The organism is Collinsella aerofaciens, assembly GCF_025289055.1.
GTDB lineage: Bacteria > Actinomycetota > Coriobacteriia > Coriobacteriales > Coriobacteriaceae > Collinsella.
The window spans coordinates 71,867-90,273 of sequence record NZ_JAESIQ010000005.1; the positions used below are offsets into that span (position 1 = coordinate 71,867).

Sequence of the window (18,407 nt, forward strand, 5' to 3'; positions counted from 1 at the left end):
TGGGGACGGAGGAAAACGGCTCATTTTGGTCCCGCGAGGCTGGCGGAGGCACTCGTGCGGGGCCGCCCGAACAAAACTATGTCGGTTTACTACGATAAATCGCCTACTCCTAACCACACCGCATTCGGCAAAACCAAAACCGCAGGTAGACGGCTTGTAGTTTTGCGAAAAAATCACGCGTGGTCGGGAATCTCGTTTTTATCGTAGTAAACCGGCATAGTTTTGAAATGGCATTAAATCGATAACAGCTATTTTGCTCTGTCGGAGCGGTTGGCCGTTGGGTAATTACCCTCGCAGGTAGGCGATGGCGATCTGCGTGCGGTTGCGTAGGCCCATTTTGGCAAGGATCGAGCTGATGTGGTTGCGTACGGTGCCTTCGCCCATATAGGCGGTGGCGGCAATCTCCTTGTTATCGAGGCCGCGGGCGATGAGCTCGGCGACTTCGAACTCGCGGTCGGTTAGGCTGGCGAAGGCCGCAGGCCGGCGGGGCGTGCCCGCCTCGACGACCGCTCCATCAAAATCGATGTCCTCAATCGCCTTGCCCTCGAGCACGCGTTTGCCGTCCATGACCTGCTCCAACGCCGGAGGGATGGCGGCGATATCGGTTTTGATTAGATAGCCACGGGCACCCAGTTTGAGCGCCGACACAATGTACTCGTCATCCGAGAATGTCGTCAGAAACACCACCCGCGCCGCAGGGTCGCGCTCAAGGATTTCGCGTGCCGCCGAAAGGCCGTCGCGCTCCGGCATCTGGATGTCGAGCAGTGTGATATCGGGCGCATGCTCGGCATAGAGCGAAATCGCGTCGTTGCCGTTGGCGCCGGTGCCCACCACCTCGATCTGTGGCTGGGCGCCCAGGATAATCTTGAGCGAATCGACCACCAAGCGGTCGTCGTCGACAACGATGAGTCTCATCGGTCCTCATCTCCTTGCTGTTTGGGAACGGTGGCAAACACACGCCAGCCGCCGGCGCCGGCACGCGGGCCGGCGGTGAAGGTGCCGCCAAGCGCCTCGATGCGCTCGCGCATGGAGGCGAGCCCCATGCCCTCCGCGGTGCCGCGGCCGCTTGCTTGGACCTCACCCACGCCATCGTCGGTAACAATGAGCTGGTAAAACGACGGATGCTCCATGCACCGTACGGTGACGGTCTGGGCGCAAGCGTGGCGCATGGTATTGGAGAGCGCCTCGCGCAGGACCGCTGCAAAGCAGTTGGCGACGTTTGCGGGCGCATGTTCGGCCATAACTTCAAGCTCAATCTGCGGGCCGCCGTCCGAGCGTGTGCCTTCGACAGTGCGTTCGAGCTGCACGGAAAGGTCGACGGCGTTGTCGTTGAGCGCGTGGACGCTGGTGCGCACAAGCTGGAGCGCCTCGTCAATCGTGCGTTTAACGTCGGCGAAATCGGCGGCGACGCCAGGCTCGTCGGCGTGGACCACGCGTAGGGCTTCGGCCTGCAGTGAGGCGCGCGTGAGCTGGTGCCCGACGTTATCGTGGATCTCGCGCGCGATGCGGGCGCGTTCGGCGAGCGTCGCGAGCTCGACTTCGTAGTCCTGGCGGTCGGCGAGGTCGCGGTTGCGTGCCTCGAGTGCCAGGGCGCGTTCTTGCAGCTTGTCACGGGTGCGACGCATGCGTTCCTGTTCGCGCTCCAGCTGCGCGGTGCGCAGCGACAGCAACGTGGCGGCGACCGAAAGGATGGCGGTTAGCAGCAGCGTTCGGGTGGTGAGCGCGCCGCCGCGAAGGTCCGCGACAAGCGCGCAGACAAACACGGCGCCAATCGCCAGCGCGGGCCAGATGCGTTCACGGCGCACGCGCCGCGCGATGTCATAGAGGGCGAGAGGCGCAAACGGCACAAACGGCGGCACGAAGACAGCCACGATGATGTAAGCGTAACTCGCGGTCTCGCTTGCACGGCGCGTGTGTTCATCCTGTACGACCTCGGCCAGCGAGGTGGCAATAACGCCAAGGCAAAACGCCGCGACCAGGCGAGCGTCCACGGCAAGACCCATGGCGGCCGCAATACAGCACGCCAGCACGATCGATTTGTCGAAAAGCCTGTTCATACGGGTATTGTACGCGAAGGCGCGCGCGGTGGAGGGGCTGCCTGCGCAACCGTGACATTCCTCCCGCGCGGCAAAGCGGCGTCGATCGCTCGCGCGAGCGGGGGTTTCACCTCTGCCCCCTCGCACTCGTGACAAAGCTCACTGGTGCGCGCCGCCCGCTCCTGCGATGATGCAATCGTACTGGGCCGCAATCAACAGAAGGGCCGCCTCATGACAGACATTGTCCACGTCGAAAACCTCGTCAAGCGCTATGACGACCTTATTGCGCTCGACCACTTTAACCTGAGCATCGCCCCCGGCGAGATCTTTGGCCTGCTGGGCCCCAACGGCTCGGGCAAGACCACGTCCATCAACTGTATTCTGCAGCTGCTCGCCTACGACAAAGGCACCATTGAGCTGTTCGGCGAGCCCATGACGCCCGCCCGCTACGACCTCAAGCGCCGCATCGGTGTGGTGCCGCAGCAGGTGGCGGTGTTTGACGAGCTTACGGTGCGCGAGAACATCGACTATTTTTGCAGCCTCTACGTCAGCGACCGCAAGCGCCGCCGCTCGCTCGTGGACGAGGCGATCGACTTTGTCGGCCTGGGCGACTTTGCCAAGTTTCGCCCCGGCAAGCTCTCGGGCGGCCTGGCGCGTCGCCTCAACATTGCCTGCGGCATTGCGCACAAGCCCGAGCTCATCTTCTTTGACGAGCCTACGGTGGCAGTCGATCCGCAGAGTCGCAACGCTATCCTGGAGGGCATCTGCCGCTTGCGCGACGAGGGCGCCACGGTGGTGTATACCAGCCATTACATGGAGGAAGTCGAGCAGATTTGCAGCCGCATCATGATCATGGACGGCGGACGTGTGCTGGCGCAGGGCACCAATGACGAGCTCAAACGCATGATTCAAATGGGCGAGCGCGTGACTGTCGAGGTCGGCGCCGTCGAGACCGCCACGGTCGAGCGGCTGCGCGCCCTCGAGCACGTGCTTTCGGTTGAGCTGTCCGGCGGCGAGCTCGTCTGCACCTGCGAAGCGAGCCCGCACAATTTGGTCGACATCCTCGACACGCTGCGCGCCGCCGATGTGGCGCTCGGCCGCGTGTGGAGCGAGCCGCCGACCCTCAACGACGTGTTCCTCGAGATCACCGGCCGCGAGCTGCGCGACTAGGGGGCAGTCATGTTCAACACCATCATCACTACGGTCAAGACGCTGCTGCGCCGGCCGAGCACGTGGGTCTGGGGCGCTCTCTTTCCCATCGCACTTTCCACGATGTTCATGTTTATGTTTGCGAATCTGAGCTCTGACGGCACGGTCGACCCGGTACCGGTTGCCGTCATAGCGGACGAGGCCTGGGACGCCTCGACCTTTAAGGACGTGGCGACGTCGCTTGCCAAGGAGAGCGACAATCAGCTGCTCGAGATCCACGAGTGCGACGACGCAGCCGATGCGAACCGTGTGCTTAAGGCCGGCGAGGTCGCGGGCATCTATACGGTCGACGACGCGGGCGCACCCAAGCTCACGTTGCTGTCGAGCTACGACAGCTCGCGTGCCTCAACGGTGCTCACCGACCGCAGCATTCTGGAGACGGTGGCAAGCTCGTATACACAAAATGCCGAGCTCATGTCTCAGATTGCCCAGGACAACCCGGCGGCGCTCGCCGACCCGGAGGCGGTTGCGCGCGCCCTGTCGCTCGAGGGCGGCACCCGCCGCGTAAGCCTGACACGCACCACGCCCGATGGCACGGTCATCTACTATTACGCGCTCTTTGGCCTGGTCGCGATGATGTCTGCGGAGTTTGCCGCCTTGAGCGTCGTCGATCTGCAGCCCAATCTGTCGGGCCTTGGCGCGCGCCGCTGCGCGGGCGGTCTTTCCAAAACGGCGTCGCTGGCCGGTATCTTTGTGGGCTCGTGGCTGGTCTCCTTTGCCTCGATGGCGATCGCGATCGGCTACGTGCGCCTGGTTGTGGGCGTCGACTTTGGCGGGCGCGAGGGGCTGTGTCTGGTGGGCGGTGCCGCTTCCGCGCTTGCCGCCACGGGCTTGGGACTCTTTGTGGGCACGCTTCCCGTTAAGGGCGGCAAGGCATCCAAGTCGGGCATCCTCACAGGCTTTGCCACCACGTGCGCTTTGTTCGCTGGGCTCTACGGCGAACCGGCGATGGCGCTTGCCGATGACGTCGCCCGCGCCTGTCCGGCCGAGTGCTGGCTCAACCCCGTCAAGCTCATCTGCGACATGTTCAACCGCCTGTATTTCTTTGAGGACCTGGATCCTTTTGCCGTTCGCGCCGGCGCACTGGTCCTCATGGCACTGCTGTTCGTTGCCGCCGCCACGCTGATCTTTGGAAGGAGCCGCTATGAGCACCTTTAAGACCGCGCTTCGCATGGCGCTCGCTCACCCGTTCTACCTGCTCATCTACACGGTGTTCATTTCGCTGATGGGCGTATTCATCGCGGCATCGGTGAGCTGGAACTCGTCGCAGCTCACCGAGTACAAGCCCTACGACGCCAACGTGATCGTGGTCGACCGCGATGGCAGTGATCTTTCACGTGCGCTCACCAAGCACCTAGGTTCGCGGTTTGACCTGGTCACGGGCGTCGGCGATGACACGTACGACCTTGCGGACGCGCTCTCCAAGAGCAACAGCGCCAAGGGCAGCGCCGACTGCGTGTTCTTTATCCCGGAGGGGTTCGAGGACGACCTGGTCGCGGCTGCCCGCGCGGGGGAGTCCCTGCCCAAGCTCGATGTGACCTACGGTGCCGGCACCATGGCGGCGGCGCTTTCGTCTGCCGAGGCTTCGCGCGGGATCTCGCTCGCGGGCGCTGCAGCCGCACTTGAGCCCACTGCCTCCAACGGCGACGTTGCCAAGGCCGCCGAACATGCCGCTGCAAAGCGCGCGGAGGTCCAGATCGAGCGGGTCAAGGTCGACTCGGCTGCTGCCGCCACGCTCGAGTCGTACTTCAACTTTGGCGCGTACGCGATTATCTCGTCGGTCATCGTGTCGGTGGGCTTGGTGTTTTCGGGCATGAACGAGCCCGAGCGCGTGCGCCGCATGGATGCCGGCCCAATCTCCGATCGCCAGCGTTCGCTTGCCGTGTTTGCGGCCGCCGCCGTGCTCACCGTCTGTATCTGGTTTGTGTCGAGCATGATGGGCGTCGTGGGCTTTGCCAGCGCGGTTGCCGAGGTCGGCGTGGGCCGCGTGTGCCTGGCGCTGGCGGCAACGTTTGCCCTAGCGCTGACGCCACTGGCCGTTGGCTTTACGCTGTCGAGCCTGGGCGCGCGCGAGGAGCTGCTCAACGGTGTGGGCAACCTGCTTGGCATGCTCATGACGTTTTTGGGTGGCGCCTGGATGCCGCTGTCGCTCATGGGTTCGGCCGTGCAGACCGTGGCGCACTTTGTGCCGACATATTGGGTGAACGACGCGATCGGCAAGGCGCTCGCCGCGGACCTGACGTCCACCGTGCTGGGCGACATCGCCTGCGACCTGGGCGTCACCGTGCTCTTCGCTGCCGCCATCGCCGCCGTAGGCCTAGCCCTCGCTCACAACAAATCCCGCGCCTAGCCACCTAGTCATCGGGTACTCATTGGGGACAGACTTAAACGACTAGTCATCGGGGACAGTCTTTGCCGAACCGCCGGCTTGCCAAGGACTGTCCCCAGCTGCCGGCAGAAAGGGAACGTCCCTAACTGCCGGGTGGCGAAAGAGCGCCCCCAACAGCTAGTCGTTTAAGAACGTCCCCAACGACTAGTCTTGAAACAAACCCCCACTCTCGCCCAAAAATAGTTCACTTGGGTTTACTATTACCCTATAAAAGTAGCAATAGGCTAACAATGGGGGATACCATGGCAACGCAGGAAGCCTACGTCCAGGTTAAGGATCTCAAAAAGCACTACGGCGACGGTGATGCGCGCCTGACGGTACTCGATGGCATCGACACGTCCATCAACCGAGGCGAGATCTGCGTCATGCTGGGGCCCTCGGGCTCGGGCAAGTCGACGTTTCTTAACCTGATCGGCGGCCTGGAGGGTGCCGACGCTGGCTCTATTTTGGTGGACGGCTGCGACCTCACGGTGCTCAAACCTACCGACCTGGGCGAGTATCGCCGCCGTGAGCTGGGATTTGTCTTCCAGTTCTACAACCTGGTGCCCGATCTCACCATCAAGGAGAACATCGAGGTCACGGCGCACCTGTCCAAAAACCCGCTCAATGTCGACGACCTGCTGCGTTCGCTGGGCCTTTACGAGCACCGCAACAAGTTCCCGCGCCAGGTCTCGGGCGGCCAGCAGCAGCGTTGTGCCATCGGCCGCGCACTCGTCAAAAACCCGGGCCTGCTGCTGTGCGACGAGCCCACGGGCGCGCTTGACTATAAGACGTCCAAGGAAATCTTGCAGCTCATGGAGGATGTCAACCGCACCTACGGCTGCACCATCATCATTGTCACCCACAATGCCGCCATCGCGCGCATGGCCAATCGCGTGCTGCGCCTGCGCGACGGGCGCATCGTCGAGGATGAGCTCAACGAGTCGCCCGTCTCGGCCGCCGAGCTCGATTGGTAGGCGGCGCCATGACACCTCTCGCAAAACGTCTCCCACGCGAGCTGCGCCGCAATACCGGCAAGTACCTGGGCATCTTTTTGCTTATGTGCGGAAGTATCGCTCTCACCTCGGGCTTTTTGCTCGCGGCGCATTCCATCGGCTGCCTCATCGATGACATGCGCGATGCGTACACGATTGAGGACGGCCGCGTGACCACCTCCTTCGAGGCGACCGAGGAGCAACTCAAGGCAGCCGAGGACGCGGCCGACGACGTCGGCGGCGTCACGCTCTACAAGAATTTCTCCATCGACGCCATCATCAAAAAGACCGCCGGCGACGACGGCACCAAGCGCACGCTGCGCACCTATGCGCACCGCACCAAGGTCGATATCGCGTCCTACTGTGAGGGCAAGGAGCCCAAGACGGACGATGAGGTAGCCATCGACCGTGTCTTCGCCACCAACAACGACCTCGCCGTGGGCGATAAGGTTGAGCTTGAGGGCCGCACCTACATCATCTGCGGCATCATGACCCAGCCCGACAGTCAGGCGCTGTTTCTCAACAATTCGGACTTTACGGTGAACACCATCACGTACGGCGTGGCCGAGGTCACCGATGGCGGCTTTGCCGCGCTCGAAGATGCCGGCGGCGCGCCCGCCTACACCTACTCCTTCACCTTTACCGATCGCGACCTCCCCACCGCGGACCGCATCGATGCGGAGCAGGATATGGTTGAGGCACTGACCGACGTCGATGCGCGCGTGGACGATCTGATCGACGCCGATTCCAATCAAGGCATTGGCTATGCGCGCGATGACGTGGACGGCGACTCTATGATGTGGATGACGCTGCTCGACATCATCATCGTGATCATGGCGTTCGTCTTTGTGGTCCTTACCGACGCCACCATCGAGGAGGAGAGCGCCATCATCGGCACACTGCTCGCCAGCGGCTATCGCCGTCGCGAGATCGTACTGCACTGCCTCGCGCTTCCCGCCATCGTGGGCATGCTCGCGGCGCTGTTGGGCACCGCGCTCGGCGTTGCGTTCTTTACCGAGCCCATGCGCGGCCTCTATTACGGCTCGTACAGCCTGCCGCCCTTCCAGGTGTACTGGAGCTGGGAGATCTTTGTGAAGTGCGCCGTGGTTCCCGCCGCCGCGCTCATCCTCATTACGCTGGTGGGCCTGCTCCGCAAAATGGGCAAGACGCCGTTGCAGTTCCTCCGTCACGAGGCGGGCGGCAAGTCGGGCACCAAGCGCGGCCTGCAGCTGCCGGAGCGCATGGGCTTTGTCTCGCGCTTCCGCCTGCGCATCTTCCTGCGTAATCTGGGCAACTTCGCCACGCTTTTCGTGGGCATTGCGTTTGCCTCGCTGCTACTGCTCTTTGGCCTGGCGATTCTGCCCACGATGACGCACTACGCGGACAACCTCGAGACAAGCCTGGTCGCCGAGCACCAGTACACGCTCAAGGCGCCGCTGGAGCTCGAGGGTACTGCCGAGGAGCGCGAGCAGTGGTCGGCACTCGAGCGCTTGCAGTCGGTTGACGGCGTGCTGCTTTCCGCCGCTCAGGATGCCGATGACGAGCTTGACGACGCGGCCGATGCGGCGCAGGCGGCAGCCGATGCCGCGACCGCATCTCCGTCTGCCGAGAGCCTGACTGCGGCGCAGGATGCGCTTGCCAAGGTCCAGGACAAGAAGGATGCGCTTTATGCGCGCCTCGATGACCTTGCCGATGCCCTCGGCTGCGACCGCGACGAGGCTATCGACCTGATCGACAAGGCCTCTAAGATCGACACTGACAACGACGACATTCACCCGGTTAACACGACCGATAACGGTGCAGACAAGATTGCGCAGACCGAGAAATATGCCGTTTACCAGCTGCAATACGACCGCGGCGATGGTAATGGCGAGGAGACGATTTCCGTCTACGGCATCTCGCCCGATTCGCGCTATTGGAAAGACCTCAACGTTGGCGATGGGCGCGTCGTCTTTGGCGGCGGCCTGCTCGACAAGTTTGGCTGGAGCGAGGGCCAGAAGGTCACGCTCATCGACAAGTACGAGGGCGAGCATTATTCCCTTGAGTACGCGGGCAAGGACTGTGCCTGGGGCTCCAAGTCGGACATGAATATCTATATGAGTATCGACGACTTTAATGAGCTGTTCGACAACGACGCCGCCTACTTTAACGGCTATGTGAGCAACGAGAAGCTCGACCTCGATGCTCGTTACTTTGCCGGCGACACCACGCCCGACGACATGCGGACCGTGGGCGACCAGTTCATCGGCATGATGAGCAAAATGATCGGCATGATGGTTGGCCTCGCGGTGTTTATCTTCCTGCTGTTTATGTATCTACTGACCAAGGCTGTGATCGACCACAGCGCCCGTTCGATTAGCTATATGAAAGTCTTTGGCTATCGCGATAGCGAGATCTCGCATCTGTACATCCGCTCGATCACGCTGTGCGTGGCGGCGTCGCTCGTGCTGAGTCTGCCGGTCATTATTGGCTCGCTCACGGCCATCTTCCGCTCGATGCTGCTCGCCTACAACGGCAATATCGAAATCTATGCGCCCGCTTGGTCCATGGTTGCATGCGCAGGAATCGGCTTTGCGACCTACCTGGTCGTGGCACTGCTGCACACGCGCTCCATCAAGCGTGTGAGCCTGGCCGAGGCCCTCAAAGTGCAGGAGTAGTCATTTAAGAGCGTCCCCAATGACTAGGTGCCGTACTTGACTTTACCTCTGCTTTAACTGGTACCATCCTCTTATGTCTGTAACGCCATATAGACCGAGGGGATAGATCTATGACCGCAACTGCACCCGCAGCACCCGCTAAGGTGTACTTCACCAACCTGCGCACGCATGCTCGCGAGAGCCAGCTCGACAAGCTCAAGCGCCTCATCCGTCACGCCGGTATCGAGCAGATCGACTTTGAGAACAAGTTCGTCGCCATCAAGATTCACTTTGGCGAGCTGGGCAACCTGAGCTTTTTGCGCCCCAACTACGCCCGCGCCGTCGCGGACGTCGTGAAGGAGTTGGGCGGCAAGCCCTTCCTCACCGACTGCAATACGCTCTATGTCGGTAGCCGCAAAAACGCGCTCGAGCACATCGATACCGCCTACCAGAACGGCTTTACCCCGTATGCTACGGGTTGCCAGATCATCATTGCCGACGGCCTCAAGGGCACCGACGAGGCGCTCGTCCCGGTCGAGGGCGGCGAGTACGTGCACGAGGCCAAGATCGGTCAGGCGCTCATGGATGCCGATATCGTGATCAGCCTCACCCACTTTAAGGGCCATGAGCAGGCCGGTTTTGGCGGCGCCATGAAGAACCTGGGCATGGGAGGCGGCAGCCGTGCCGGCAAGATGGAGCAGCATGCCGCCGGCAAGCCGAACGTCGCGACCGAGCACTGCGTTGGCTGCCATGCCTGCGAAAAGATCTGCGCGCACAACGCTATCTCGTTCGACGGCACCCGCGAGCGCGAGCTTGCCAGCGGCGCTACTCGCACGGTGCACGTGGCTGCCATCGACCACGATCGCTGCGTGGGCTGCGGACGCTGCATTGCGGCATGCAACCAGGACTGCATCAAGCCCGGTTATGAGGCCGCGGCCGACGTGCTCAACTGCAAGATCGCCGAGTATACGAAGGCCGTCGTCGACGGCCGCCCGAGCTTCCACATCTCGCTTGCCATGGACATCAGTCCCAACTGCGACTGCCATCCCGAAAACGATACGCCTATCGTCAACGACATCGGCATGTTCGCGAGCTTCGACCCGGTCGCCATCGACCAGGCCTGCGCCGACGCCGTCATGGCGTCTGAGCCGCTGCCCAACACCGAGCTCACCGATAGCGCGGCCAAGATGGAGCACAACCACGAGCATCTGGAGGGCGAGCAGGCCAAGGATCCCTTCTGCATCACGCATCCCGACACCGACTGGCGCGTGTGCATCGCGCACGCCGAGAAGATCGGCCTGGGCACGAGCAAGTACGAGCTCATCGAGGTCAAGTAGCACCTAGCTATTAGACAAAACAAGCGCCTTTGTAGCACAACTGTTAGCAAAAGCCGCCCGTGAGCACAGTGCCCACGGGCGGCTTTTCGGAAGTGCTAGGGGGTCAGATAGGCCAGTAAACCGTACTATTTGCCTAAAAATACTCGTCGAGGAAGTCGTCGACCGTGTTCCAGTAGAGTTCGGGGTCGACCTGCGCGCTCTTGGCGTGGGTGGCGCCATGGACGGTGAGCTTTTGCTTGACCTTGCTGGCGCACGCGTCGTAGTTTTGGTCGAGCATGCTGTACGGCACAAAGGTGTCTTGGTCACCGTGGATAAACAGCATGGGAACCGTCGCGCGCTTGAGCTGTTCCACGCTGCTCGCCTTATGAAAGTCGTAGCCCGCGCGCACGTTGCACACCAAGTTTGCTACATCGAGCAAGGGAAAGCTGGGCAGGCCGAACACGTCCTTGAGCTGCAGAGAAAACTCGTCCCAAACACTCGTATAACCGCAGTCCTCGATAATGCATTTCACGTTTGCGGGCAGAGGTTCCCCCGCGACGTTCATGGCGGTCGCCGCGCCCATGGATTCGCCAAAGACCAGGATGCGCGCCTTGGGGTCAGCCTGAACGATTCGCTCGATCCATGCGACGATGTCGAGGCGCTCGGGCCAGCCCATGCCGATATAGTCGCCGCCGGAGCGCTCGTGGGCGCGGGCGGCGGGTGCGAGTACGTTCATGCCACGGTCGTGGAAGCGTTTGGCGTATCGGGCCATACCGATGGGCTCGTTGGTATATCCATGCAGGCAGACGGCGTAGTCGTGCGTGCTCTCCGACGCAGCAAAATACCAGGCGGCAAGCTCGGTCCCGTCGTCCGCGGTGAGGTTGCTGCTCTTGCGGTTCTCTTTAAACCATGCCCGCGCCTCGGTATCCTCGGCATCCGGCTGCTCACCTTCTTTGTCGTTCTTGCTATCCTGCATCATCTTCATGGTGTATGGCGCGCGGGGATTCAGCGCGAAGTCAAACAGAAAGTTGCCGGCAAATCCGAGCAGCGCAACGACAACCACCAGTGCAACGATGCCGGCTATCTTGAGCTTTCGATGGGAACGTGCGTTTTGAGCCATGCGGTATTCTCCTATAAGATGTTAATACATCAACATTTAATGCAAGCGCATTATGGACGTTCGCCGTTGATGCGTCAACAGGCAAAGAATGGGTAAACAAAGGGTCACGTATGGTGCAAATTTCGCACGTACCTAGACGCTTTGATATAGTGTTGAGAACTCTTTACGTTGGAGGATGTAACCGGCATGTCCGATTCGAGCGACAGTTCTAAGCCGCGACCCAAGACCGCGGCCGTTCCACACTACACAGTGGGCGAGGAGATCATGAACTCCGTCACCCATGGTGTCGGCTGCCTGCTGGGTATCGCGGGCCTGGTGCTCCTGATCGTATTCGCCGCCCTGCGCGGCGGAGGCCCGGCCCATATGGCCGCGGCGATTGTCTATGGCGTCAGCATTATCCTCGAATACCTAGCCTCCACGCTCTACCACGCGATTCAGCCCGCGCGCGCCAAGCACGTGTTTCGCATCATCGACCACAGCTGCATCTACCTGCTCATTGCGGGCAGCTATACGCCGTTTTGCCTTATCACGCTCGCAAACGACGGCGGCCCTGCGCTGTTCTTTGCCGTATGGGCCATCGCCATTATCGGCATCGCTCTCGAGTGCTTCCTACGCGAGCGTCAACCGCACTGGGTAAGCGGCCTGGTCTACCTGCTGATGGGCTGGCTCGTTGTCTTTAAGCTGCCCGAACTTGTTGCGCTGCTCAACCCCGTGGCACTTGCCCTGCTCGCCGTCGGCGGCGTGTGCTACACCGCGGGCGTGCCGTTCTATATCGCCAAAAACGTGCGCTATCTGCACAGCGTGTTTCACCTGTGGGTGCTCGCCGGCAGCATCTTCCAGTTCATGGCGGTGATCCTCTTCGTAATCTAGCGACCACGCCTGCGCGCCTGCGTTCTCGTTTGGGCGCCGGTGCAATTGCCGTATCCGCCATCAACGTTTTAACCTGACGTCCCGAATCTTGGAGGTTCGAGAAACTCCCGATGGACATAACCATCTCCCTTATCACCACCCTCGTTTTGACCCTCATCAACGGCTACTTCTCTATGTCCGAGATGGCGCTCACCACGGCCAAGCGCGCCGTGTTGGAGCACGAGGCCGAGGAAGGCGACAAGCGCGCCGAGCGTGCCATTAAGCTGGCTGCCGACTCCGACCAGCTGCTCGCCACCATCCAGGTTGCCATTACGCTCGTGGGCTTCGCCTCGTCCGCCGTCGCCTCGACGAGTCTGTCCGACCCGCTCGCCACGTGGCTCATGAGCTTTGGCATCGCGCCGCTCTCCGCCATCGCGCGCGGCCTGGCGCCGGTCATCATCACCGTCGCGGTCGCCTTCGTGTCCATCGTGATCGGCGAGCTTGTGCCCAAGCGCATCGGCCTGGCCAACGCCGAAGGCGTGTCCAAGCAGGTCGTGGGACCGTTGTCGTTTTTCCAAAAGATCGCCCGTCCGCTCGTGTGGCTGACCGGTGCTTGCTCCGATGGCCTGGCCCGCATCCTGCGCATCAAGAGTGCCGACGACCGCCAGAACGTCTCGGAAGAAGAGATCAAGTACATGGTCTCGGAGCAGGACGACCTGCTCGACGAGGAAAAGCGCATGATCCACGAGATCTTCGACCTGGGCGACACCGTTGCCCGCGAGGTCATGGTGCCGCGCGTGGACACCACCATGTGCGAGGACGACGAGACGGTCGCCGACGTGCTGTCCACCATGCGCCAGACCGGCTTTAGCCGCATCCCCGTCTATCACGAGGATCCCGACAACGTCGCCGGCATCGCGCACATCAAGGACCTGATTCAGCCCGCGCTCGACGGCAAGGGCGACCAGCCCATCGCCGGCTTTTTGCGCGACGCCACCTTTGTGCCCGACACCAAGGACATCCTGCCGCTGCTGTCCGAGATGCAGACCTCTCACGACCAGATCGTGGTGGTCGTGGACGAGTACGGCGGCACGGCCGGCATCATCACCATCGAGGACATTGTCGAGGAGATCGTCGGCGAGATCGAGGACGAGTTCGACCCCGACAACAAGTATCTCACGCGCCTTTCGCGCCGCGAGTGGCTCGTTGATGGGCGTTTTTCGTGCGATGACGCGATTGAGCTTGGTTGGCCGCTCGAGGAAAGCGATGATTATGAGACCATCGCCGGCTGGATTTTGGAGCTTTGCGACTCGGTGCCCGACATCGGAGAGGTGTTTGAGGTCGCGGGGTACAAGTTTAAAGTGCAGTCGATGCGTGGCCAGCGCATCTCGCTCATTCGCGTGATCGCTCCGGCCGAAACCGATAAGAAAGATTCCGAGTCTTCGGTAGACGAGCCGACGACGCCGGGTGCGGGCTCTGCGAATCCGCACGACGGCGACGAGTAGGACAAGGAAGAGTAGGGGAGAGTTATGGCAGGCCTGTTCAACATCCTTAAGGTCACCGTCAGCGAGGACAAGATCTGCGCGCACGTGCTGGTGAACCCCGGCATGCCGCTCATGACCTCGGAGGATATCGAGGCCACGGCGCGCGTGTACTACCTGGTGCCCGCGATTGCCAAGCATCTGTGCCTGGGCGATTCGGGTCGCGAGTTCCAGGACTGTATGGGCCAGACCGAGCTCTGCCACCTGCTGGAGCACGTGACGGTCGAGCTCATGAACGAGACCGGTCTTGCCGGTAGCATCTCGTGCGGCCGCACGCGCGTAAGCGAGCACGACGAGCGCGTTTTTGAGGTTGAGCTTTCGTGTCCCGACGACGCGCTGGCCATCGGTGCGCTGTCTTCGGCCACCTTTATGATGGACTGGGCGTACCTGCACGCCGACCAGCCTGCCCCCGACGTGGAGGGCACGGTCGCGGGCCTGCGCAACCTGGTGCTGGGCATGCGCGCCGAGGCCGAGGGCAAGGATCCTCACGAGGCCGTCGCCGCTGCGAACGGCGAAGATGCTGCCGAGGACGAGGGCGCTGACGAGGGCGCTGACGAGGGCGATGTGCCGGTCGACGCCGAGCCCGTTGCCGATGCGACCGCCGAGCCCGTTCCCACCGAGCCCCAAGGCGTCCCCAACTTTGACGACGAGCCCCAGGTGGCGATTGATACCGAGGGTGCGGTTGCCGAGAACCACGAGGCCTCCGCTGCCGTCTTTGGCGGTGCGGCGACGGTTCCGGCAGGACCTGCGCATGAGGGCGGCCTGCCGCTCGTGGACGGCGCCGGCGAGGACCCGGGTGCCACGGTGGCCATGCCGGCTATGCCCCAGGAGTAGGCCTACGCGTTTATCACCATCACGTACCTGCGCCTTTGCCGTACGCAGATGAGCGGAGCGGCAAGTGATGCGCTGCGGGTATAATGGACAGCATTCAAACGGTGGGCACCGACGTGCCCGCAGGAGAGGAATGATCATGGGTAAGACTTTCAGCTTTGTCTCCGGCGCACTTTTTGGTGCCGCTGCCGGCGCTATTGTCGGCGTTGCTCTGGCCCCGCGCTCGGGCGCCGAGACCCGCGCCATGGCTGCCGATATCGCCAACGACGCCTGGGACAATATGCGCGACACCTACGAGCACAGCGCCGAGGAGGCCCGTGCTGCGGTGAATGACTTTGGCCCGATGGTCGACGCCAAGACCGACGACCTGCGCGCCAAGGTCGACCTGGCCCGCGAGCGCATGGACCAGCTGCGCGAGCAGCTCAACGACGCCATTTCGGGCGGCAACGTGACGCCTGCCGCCGACGTCGTGGTCGAGAACGCCGTCGAGGCTGATACCGAGGCTGCGGAGCCCTCGACCGAGGCATAATGCGCGCCGGGGATTTTGTCGGCGCCAAGATCTATCGCAAGCCTACCGAGGACAAGCGCACCAAAAAGGACGGCACGCCGCGCAGCCCTAAAAAGCTCGGAAAGATTCACTTTCCGGTCTTTACCCCGGGCGGTACGCGCGTGGTCGGCTTTATGGTCCGCCAGTCCGATATCGCAGGCATGATCGAGCGTCCCGACCGATTCGTAGCGCTCGACGCCATTGGTGTCTACGAGGGCGCCATTGCGGTCGATGACGTCAAGGACACGTACGATGCCGCCGCCGCCAAGCGCCTCGACATCAACCTGGACGATTGCATCATCTGGGTCGGTATGGACGTGCGCACGGAATCGGGCGACGTCGTGGGCTATTGCTCGGACGTTGAGTTCAAGCCACGCTCGGGCATCGTGCAGGCATTCTATGTGACCGCCGGTGCTGCTTCGAGTGTTTTGGTCGGTGACACGCAGGTGCCGCCGACGATGCTGCGCGGCTACGAGAACGGCGCGATGGTCGTCTCGGACGAGGTCAAGTCGCTCGGGTATTCGGGCGGTGCGGCTGCCAAGGCCGCCGAGGCCAGCGTCGTGGTGGGCGACAAGGTCAAAAAGGGCGCCAAGGTGCTCGACGACAAGGGATCGGTTGCCGTGGACAAGGGCAGTCGCGCACTGGGCAAGCAGCTTGGCAAGACGCGCGGCATGTTCAAGGCCTTTAAGGATGAATACCAAAAGGCGAGCGGAGGCTCGTCAAAAGCTACAAAATAGCGACGTACCAAATGATGGGAGGCAAGCCGGAGACCTGTTGCTCCGGCTTGCTGTGTTTATGGGGGAGGGCACATGCGCCAAAACGGATCCAACTTAAACGGGCGTTCGGGTGCGCGTCCGACGGCGCGCCGCGACCTGGGGCAGCTGCCCAGCGGTCAGCGCAAGCGTCACCGTAAGCCCGGCGCGATGTACCTCAACCATAGCCGCGGCTTTAGCGACCGCAGCGCTCGCATCGGCAACAGCCGCACACCCCGTCGTTCGTCTCGCCTGCCCTATGCGCTCATCGCCGTGGGTTGCGCACTCGTGCTGTTTATCGCTGCCGTCGTGGGCTACGTCAACCGCAGCGTGGACGTGGAGCTCAACGGCCAGAAGACCGCAGTGCGCGTCGGCTCTACGCTACAAAACCTCATCGACGACCAGGGGTTGACTGACACCTACGACGCAGGAGACCTGCTGGCCGTCGATGACAGCGTGCTCAAGCGCCATGGGGGCGAAAAGCTGTCGGTGAAGGTCGACGGCAAGCGCGTGAAGCAGGGCAAATGGGATAGCCGCGAACTCGAGGGCGGCGAGAAGGTGACGGTCAAGGATGGCCGTAACACTTACGAGAAGCACGAGGTTCAGGCTACGGTTATCGAGCCCAAGCTCAAGGTCGAGGGCACGGGCGCTATCGAGTATGTGCAGACATGGGGTGTCCAGGGCCGATCCGAGGTGTGGGTTGGTGAGCAGTCAGGCAAGACGCAAGACCGCGGCGAGGTTGTGCCCGCCACCGATTGCGTTGTTACGTGCGCCAGCGTGGCGCCCAAGGGCAACAAAAAGTACGTGGCACTGACGTTTGACGAGGGTCCGAGCGGCGCCACCAAACAGATCTTGCAGGTGCTCAAGGAAAAGGGCGTCACCGCGACGTTCTTCCTTTCGGGCGATGCGGCCGAGGCCTCGCCTGCCACGGCCAAGGCGATTGTCGACGCCGGGTGCGAGATCGGATCCAACAGCTACAGCGACGATTCGCTCAAGGGTCAGGACCGTGAGGCGGTACGCGAACAGATCACGAAAGGCACCGATGCGATTAAGTCGGCGACCGGCGTGAAGACGATGCTGCTGCGTGCTCCCTACGCTGCCTTTGACGAACAAAACTGGATTGATGCGATGGACCTGGTCTCCGCCGTGGTCTCGTGGAATATTGACTCGGGCGACTGGCTGCTCAACGGTGCCGACGAGCAGGTCTCGACGGTGCTCGATTCGGTGACGCCGGGCAATATCGTGCTGCTCACCGATAGAGACGAATGCGCCGAGCAGACACTCGAGGCGCTGCCGCAGATTATCGACGGCCTCATTGCCGACGGCTACAAGATCGTGACGCTCAGCGACCTGGTCAAGACGGACACGTCGTTGAGCAAAAAGCTCACCTCGCTGACGAAGGCCACCATGCCCAAGGACGCCGTGTTCCCCCAGCTTGCCGAGGACGACGACACCACAGAGTAGTCATTGGGTAGTCGTTTAAGAGCGTCCCCAATGGCTATGTCACGGATGCGTCAGCGTTTGGTATGCCTGGGTTGATTTTCAATCTCAACGCAACAGCCTGAACGTACCCCGCGTTTCCGCAGCTAGCGCAACGCGGAAATAGCTCCCGGCACCTGGCCATCACTTCGTTTCCGCAGGTGGAGGGGCTGTGGAGTCCGGTGCCCCCATGCCGCCGCCGCATGCTCCGCCAGCCCGCCGCGCAGCCGTTCCGGACTCAGCGCAACGGGCCCTCCGGCCCATGTCCCGGCGCGCCGGCTATCCCGCCAGCGGCCCCTCGCCCCTCGCGGCCCTGGCCCTGTCGATGCAGCCGGGCGTGAGGTCGAGCCCGCCGGGCGCCAGCTCCTCCACCCCGAACGCGTCCATGAGGGCGGAGGCGTCCTCCCCGAGGGCCATCCGCAGCACGCGCGCCGGCGTCAGGAACCCGAGCGCCCCCCTCGGCTCGGAGTTCACCTGCGACATGAGCAGCGCGCAGTCCGCCGCCGTCAGCCGGTCGAACCTGGCCCCGGCGCCCTTGGGCAGCAGCTTCCTGATCTCCACGTGGTTCTTCTCGCACGCGCCCTTCTGCTGGCTCTGCCGGGGGTCGCAGTAGAAGAGCCTGGTCTCGCCGTCCCGCTCGCCGAGCAGCGCCGCGATGGCGCCCTCGTCGGCGAACTCGCTCCCGTTGTCGGTGAGCACGGCGCCGAAGGCGCGCCTCGCGCCGTCCT

General features: G+C 62.5%; 15 protein-coding genes and 1 pseudogene. 12 read left to right on the forward strand and 4 right to left on the reverse strand.

Annotated elements, in window-relative coordinates; genetic code table 11:
- Positions 1–285: 285 nt before the first annotated feature.
- Both JMJ97_RS02625 and JMJ97_RS02630 read right to left on the reverse strand, forming a co-directional pair.
- Complete coding sequence (locus tag JMJ97_RS02625; RefSeq protein ID WP_260699076.1) at positions 286–915, reverse strand: response regulator; 630 nt, start codon at positions 913–915, stop codon at positions 286–288.
- Positions 912–2,057, reverse strand: coding sequence for a sensor histidine kinase (locus JMJ97_RS02630; protein WP_260699077.1), 1,146 nt, complete (start codon positions 2,055–2,057; stop codon positions 912–914). Before JMJ97_RS02630 ends, JMJ97_RS02625 begins: the two co-directional genes overlap by 4 nt.
- A 210-nt stretch (positions 2,058–2,267) precedes the next feature.
- Here JMJ97_RS02630 and JMJ97_RS02635 point away from each other — a divergent pair, with 210 nt between their 5' ends.
- The 6 genes from JMJ97_RS02635 (at position 2,268) to JMJ97_RS02660 (ending at position 10,581) form a co-directional block, all read left to right on the forward strand.
- Positions 2,268–3,206 (forward strand): ABC transporter ATP-binding protein, encoded by a 939-nt coding sequence (locus JMJ97_RS02635; protein WP_260699078.1) that lies wholly within the window; start codon positions 2,268–2,270, stop codon positions 3,204–3,206.
- Between the two features lie 9 nt (positions 3,207–3,215).
- Complete coding sequence (locus JMJ97_RS02640; protein ID WP_138374328.1) at positions 3,216–4,403, forward strand: ABC transporter permease; 1,188 nt, start codon at positions 3,216–3,218, stop codon at positions 4,401–4,403.
- Positions 4,390–5,595: an ABC transporter permease gene (locus JMJ97_RS02645; RefSeq protein ID WP_260699079.1), complete on the forward strand. Its 1,206-nt coding sequence runs from the start codon at positions 4,390–4,392 to the stop codon at positions 5,593–5,595. Before JMJ97_RS02640 ends, JMJ97_RS02645 begins: the two co-directional genes overlap by 14 nt.
- 281 nt (positions 5,596–5,876) lie before the next feature.
- Entirely contained in the window at positions 5,877–6,590 is a 714-nt protein-coding gene (locus JMJ97_RS02650) for an ABC transporter ATP-binding protein (protein ID WP_260699080.1), read from the forward strand.
- Positions 6,591–6,598: 8 nt separating this feature from the next.
- Positions 6,599–9,265: an ABC transporter permease gene (locus tag JMJ97_RS02655; protein WP_260699081.1), complete on the forward strand. Its 2,667-nt coding sequence runs from the start codon at positions 6,599–6,601 to the stop codon at positions 9,263–9,265.
- Between the two features lie 110 nt (positions 9,266–9,375).
- Entirely contained in the window at positions 9,376–10,581 is a 1,206-nt protein-coding gene (locus tag JMJ97_RS02660) for a DUF362 domain-containing protein (protein ID WP_055252574.1), read from the forward strand.
- A 133-nt stretch (positions 10,582–10,714) separates the two neighbouring features.
- Here JMJ97_RS02660 and JMJ97_RS02665 read toward each other — a convergent pair whose 3' ends face one another.
- Positions 10,715–11,680, reverse strand: coding sequence for an alpha/beta hydrolase (locus JMJ97_RS02665; protein WP_006235741.1), 966 nt, complete (start codon positions 11,678–11,680; stop codon positions 10,715–10,717).
- Positions 11,681–11,866: 186 nt separating this feature from the next.
- Here JMJ97_RS02665 and trhA point away from each other — a divergent pair, with 186 nt between their 5' ends.
- The 6 genes from trhA (at position 11,867) to JMJ97_RS02695 (ending at position 17,664) form a co-directional block, all read left to right on the forward strand.
- On the forward strand, positions 11,867–12,550 hold the full coding sequence (gene trhA / locus JMJ97_RS02670) for a PAQR family membrane homeostasis protein TrhA (RefSeq protein ID WP_260699082.1): 684 nt from the start codon (positions 11,867–11,869) through the stop codon (positions 12,548–12,550).
- 110 nt (positions 12,551–12,660) lie between these two features.
- On the forward strand, positions 12,661–14,034 hold the full coding sequence (locus JMJ97_RS02675; protein WP_260699083.1) for a hemolysin family protein: 1,374 nt from the start codon (positions 12,661–12,663) through the stop codon (positions 14,032–14,034).
- 24 nt (positions 14,035–14,058) lie between these two features.
- A complete protein-coding gene (locus JMJ97_RS02680) occupies positions 14,059–14,904 on the forward strand; it encodes a cyanophycin synthetase family protein (protein ID WP_229077265.1) in 846 nt (281 codons plus the stop codon).
- 136 nt (positions 14,905–15,040) lie between these two features.
- Entirely contained in the window at positions 15,041–15,430 is a 390-nt protein-coding gene (locus tag JMJ97_RS02685; protein WP_035136593.1) for a YtxH domain-containing protein, read from the forward strand.
- Positions 15,430–16,185 carry a PRC-barrel domain-containing protein gene (locus tag JMJ97_RS02690; protein WP_055252569.1) on the forward strand — a complete coding sequence of 252 codons (756 nt, stop codon included), beginning with the start codon at positions 15,430–15,432 and terminating at the stop codon, positions 16,183–16,185. Before JMJ97_RS02685 ends, JMJ97_RS02690 begins: the two co-directional genes overlap by 1 nt.
- A gap of 72 nt (positions 16,186–16,257) precedes the next feature.
- Entirely contained in the window at positions 16,258–17,664 is a 1,407-nt protein-coding gene (locus JMJ97_RS02695; RefSeq protein WP_260699084.1) for a polysaccharide deacetylase family protein, read from the forward strand.
- A 294-nt stretch (positions 17,665–17,958) separates the two neighbouring features.
- Here the strand turns inward: JMJ97_RS02695 and JMJ97_RS02700 are convergent.
- Positions 17,959–18,407, reverse strand: a pseudogene (locus tag JMJ97_RS02700) (IS30 family transposase); the annotation flags it as partial.

Excerpts from the sequence above, each read along its gene's own strand:
- JMJ97_RS02625 (WP_260699076.1), bottom strand. The coding sequence starts at position 915 with ATGAGACTCATCGTTGTCGACGACGACCGCTTGGTGGTCGATTCGCTC.
- JMJ97_RS02630 (WP_260699077.1), bottom strand. The coding sequence starts at position 2,057 with ATGAACAGGCTTTTCGACAAATCGATCGTGCTGGCGTGCTGTATTGCG.
- JMJ97_RS02635 (WP_260699078.1), top strand. The coding sequence starts at position 2,268 with ATGACAGACATTGTCCACGTCGAAAACCTCGTCAAGCGCTATGACGAC.
- JMJ97_RS02640 (WP_138374328.1), top strand. The coding sequence starts at position 3,216 with ATGTTCAACACCATCATCACTACGGTCAAGACGCTGCTGCGCCGGCCG.
- JMJ97_RS02645 (WP_260699079.1), top strand. The coding sequence starts at position 4,390 with ATGAGCACCTTTAAGACCGCGCTTCGCATGGCGCTCGCTCACCCGTTC.
- JMJ97_RS02650 (WP_260699080.1), top strand. The coding sequence starts at position 5,877 with ATGGCAACGCAGGAAGCCTACGTCCAGGTTAAGGATCTCAAAAAGCAC.
- JMJ97_RS02655 (WP_260699081.1), top strand. The coding sequence starts at position 6,599 with ATGACACCTCTCGCAAAACGTCTCCCACGCGAGCTGCGCCGCAATACC.
- JMJ97_RS02660 (WP_055252574.1), top strand. The coding sequence starts at position 9,376 with ATGACCGCAACTGCACCCGCAGCACCCGCTAAGGTGTACTTCACCAAC.
- JMJ97_RS02665 (WP_006235741.1), bottom strand. The coding sequence starts at position 11,680 with ATGGCTCAAAACGCACGTTCCCATCGAAAGCTCAAGATAGCCGGCATC.
- trhA (WP_260699082.1), top strand. The coding sequence starts at position 11,867 with ATGTCCGATTCGAGCGACAGTTCTAAGCCGCGACCCAAGACCGCGGCC.
- JMJ97_RS02675 (WP_260699083.1), top strand. The coding sequence starts at position 12,661 with ATGGACATAACCATCTCCCTTATCACCACCCTCGTTTTGACCCTCATC.
- JMJ97_RS02680 (WP_229077265.1), top strand. The coding sequence starts at position 14,059 with ATGGCAGGCCTGTTCAACATCCTTAAGGTCACCGTCAGCGAGGACAAG.
- JMJ97_RS02685 (WP_035136593.1), top strand. The coding sequence starts at position 15,041 with ATGGGTAAGACTTTCAGCTTTGTCTCCGGCGCACTTTTTGGTGCCGCT.
- JMJ97_RS02690 (WP_055252569.1), top strand. The coding sequence starts at position 15,430 with ATGCGCGCCGGGGATTTTGTCGGCGCCAAGATCTATCGCAAGCCTACC.
- JMJ97_RS02695 (WP_260699084.1), top strand. The coding sequence starts at position 16,258 with ATGCGCCAAAACGGATCCAACTTAAACGGGCGTTCGGGTGCGCGTCCG.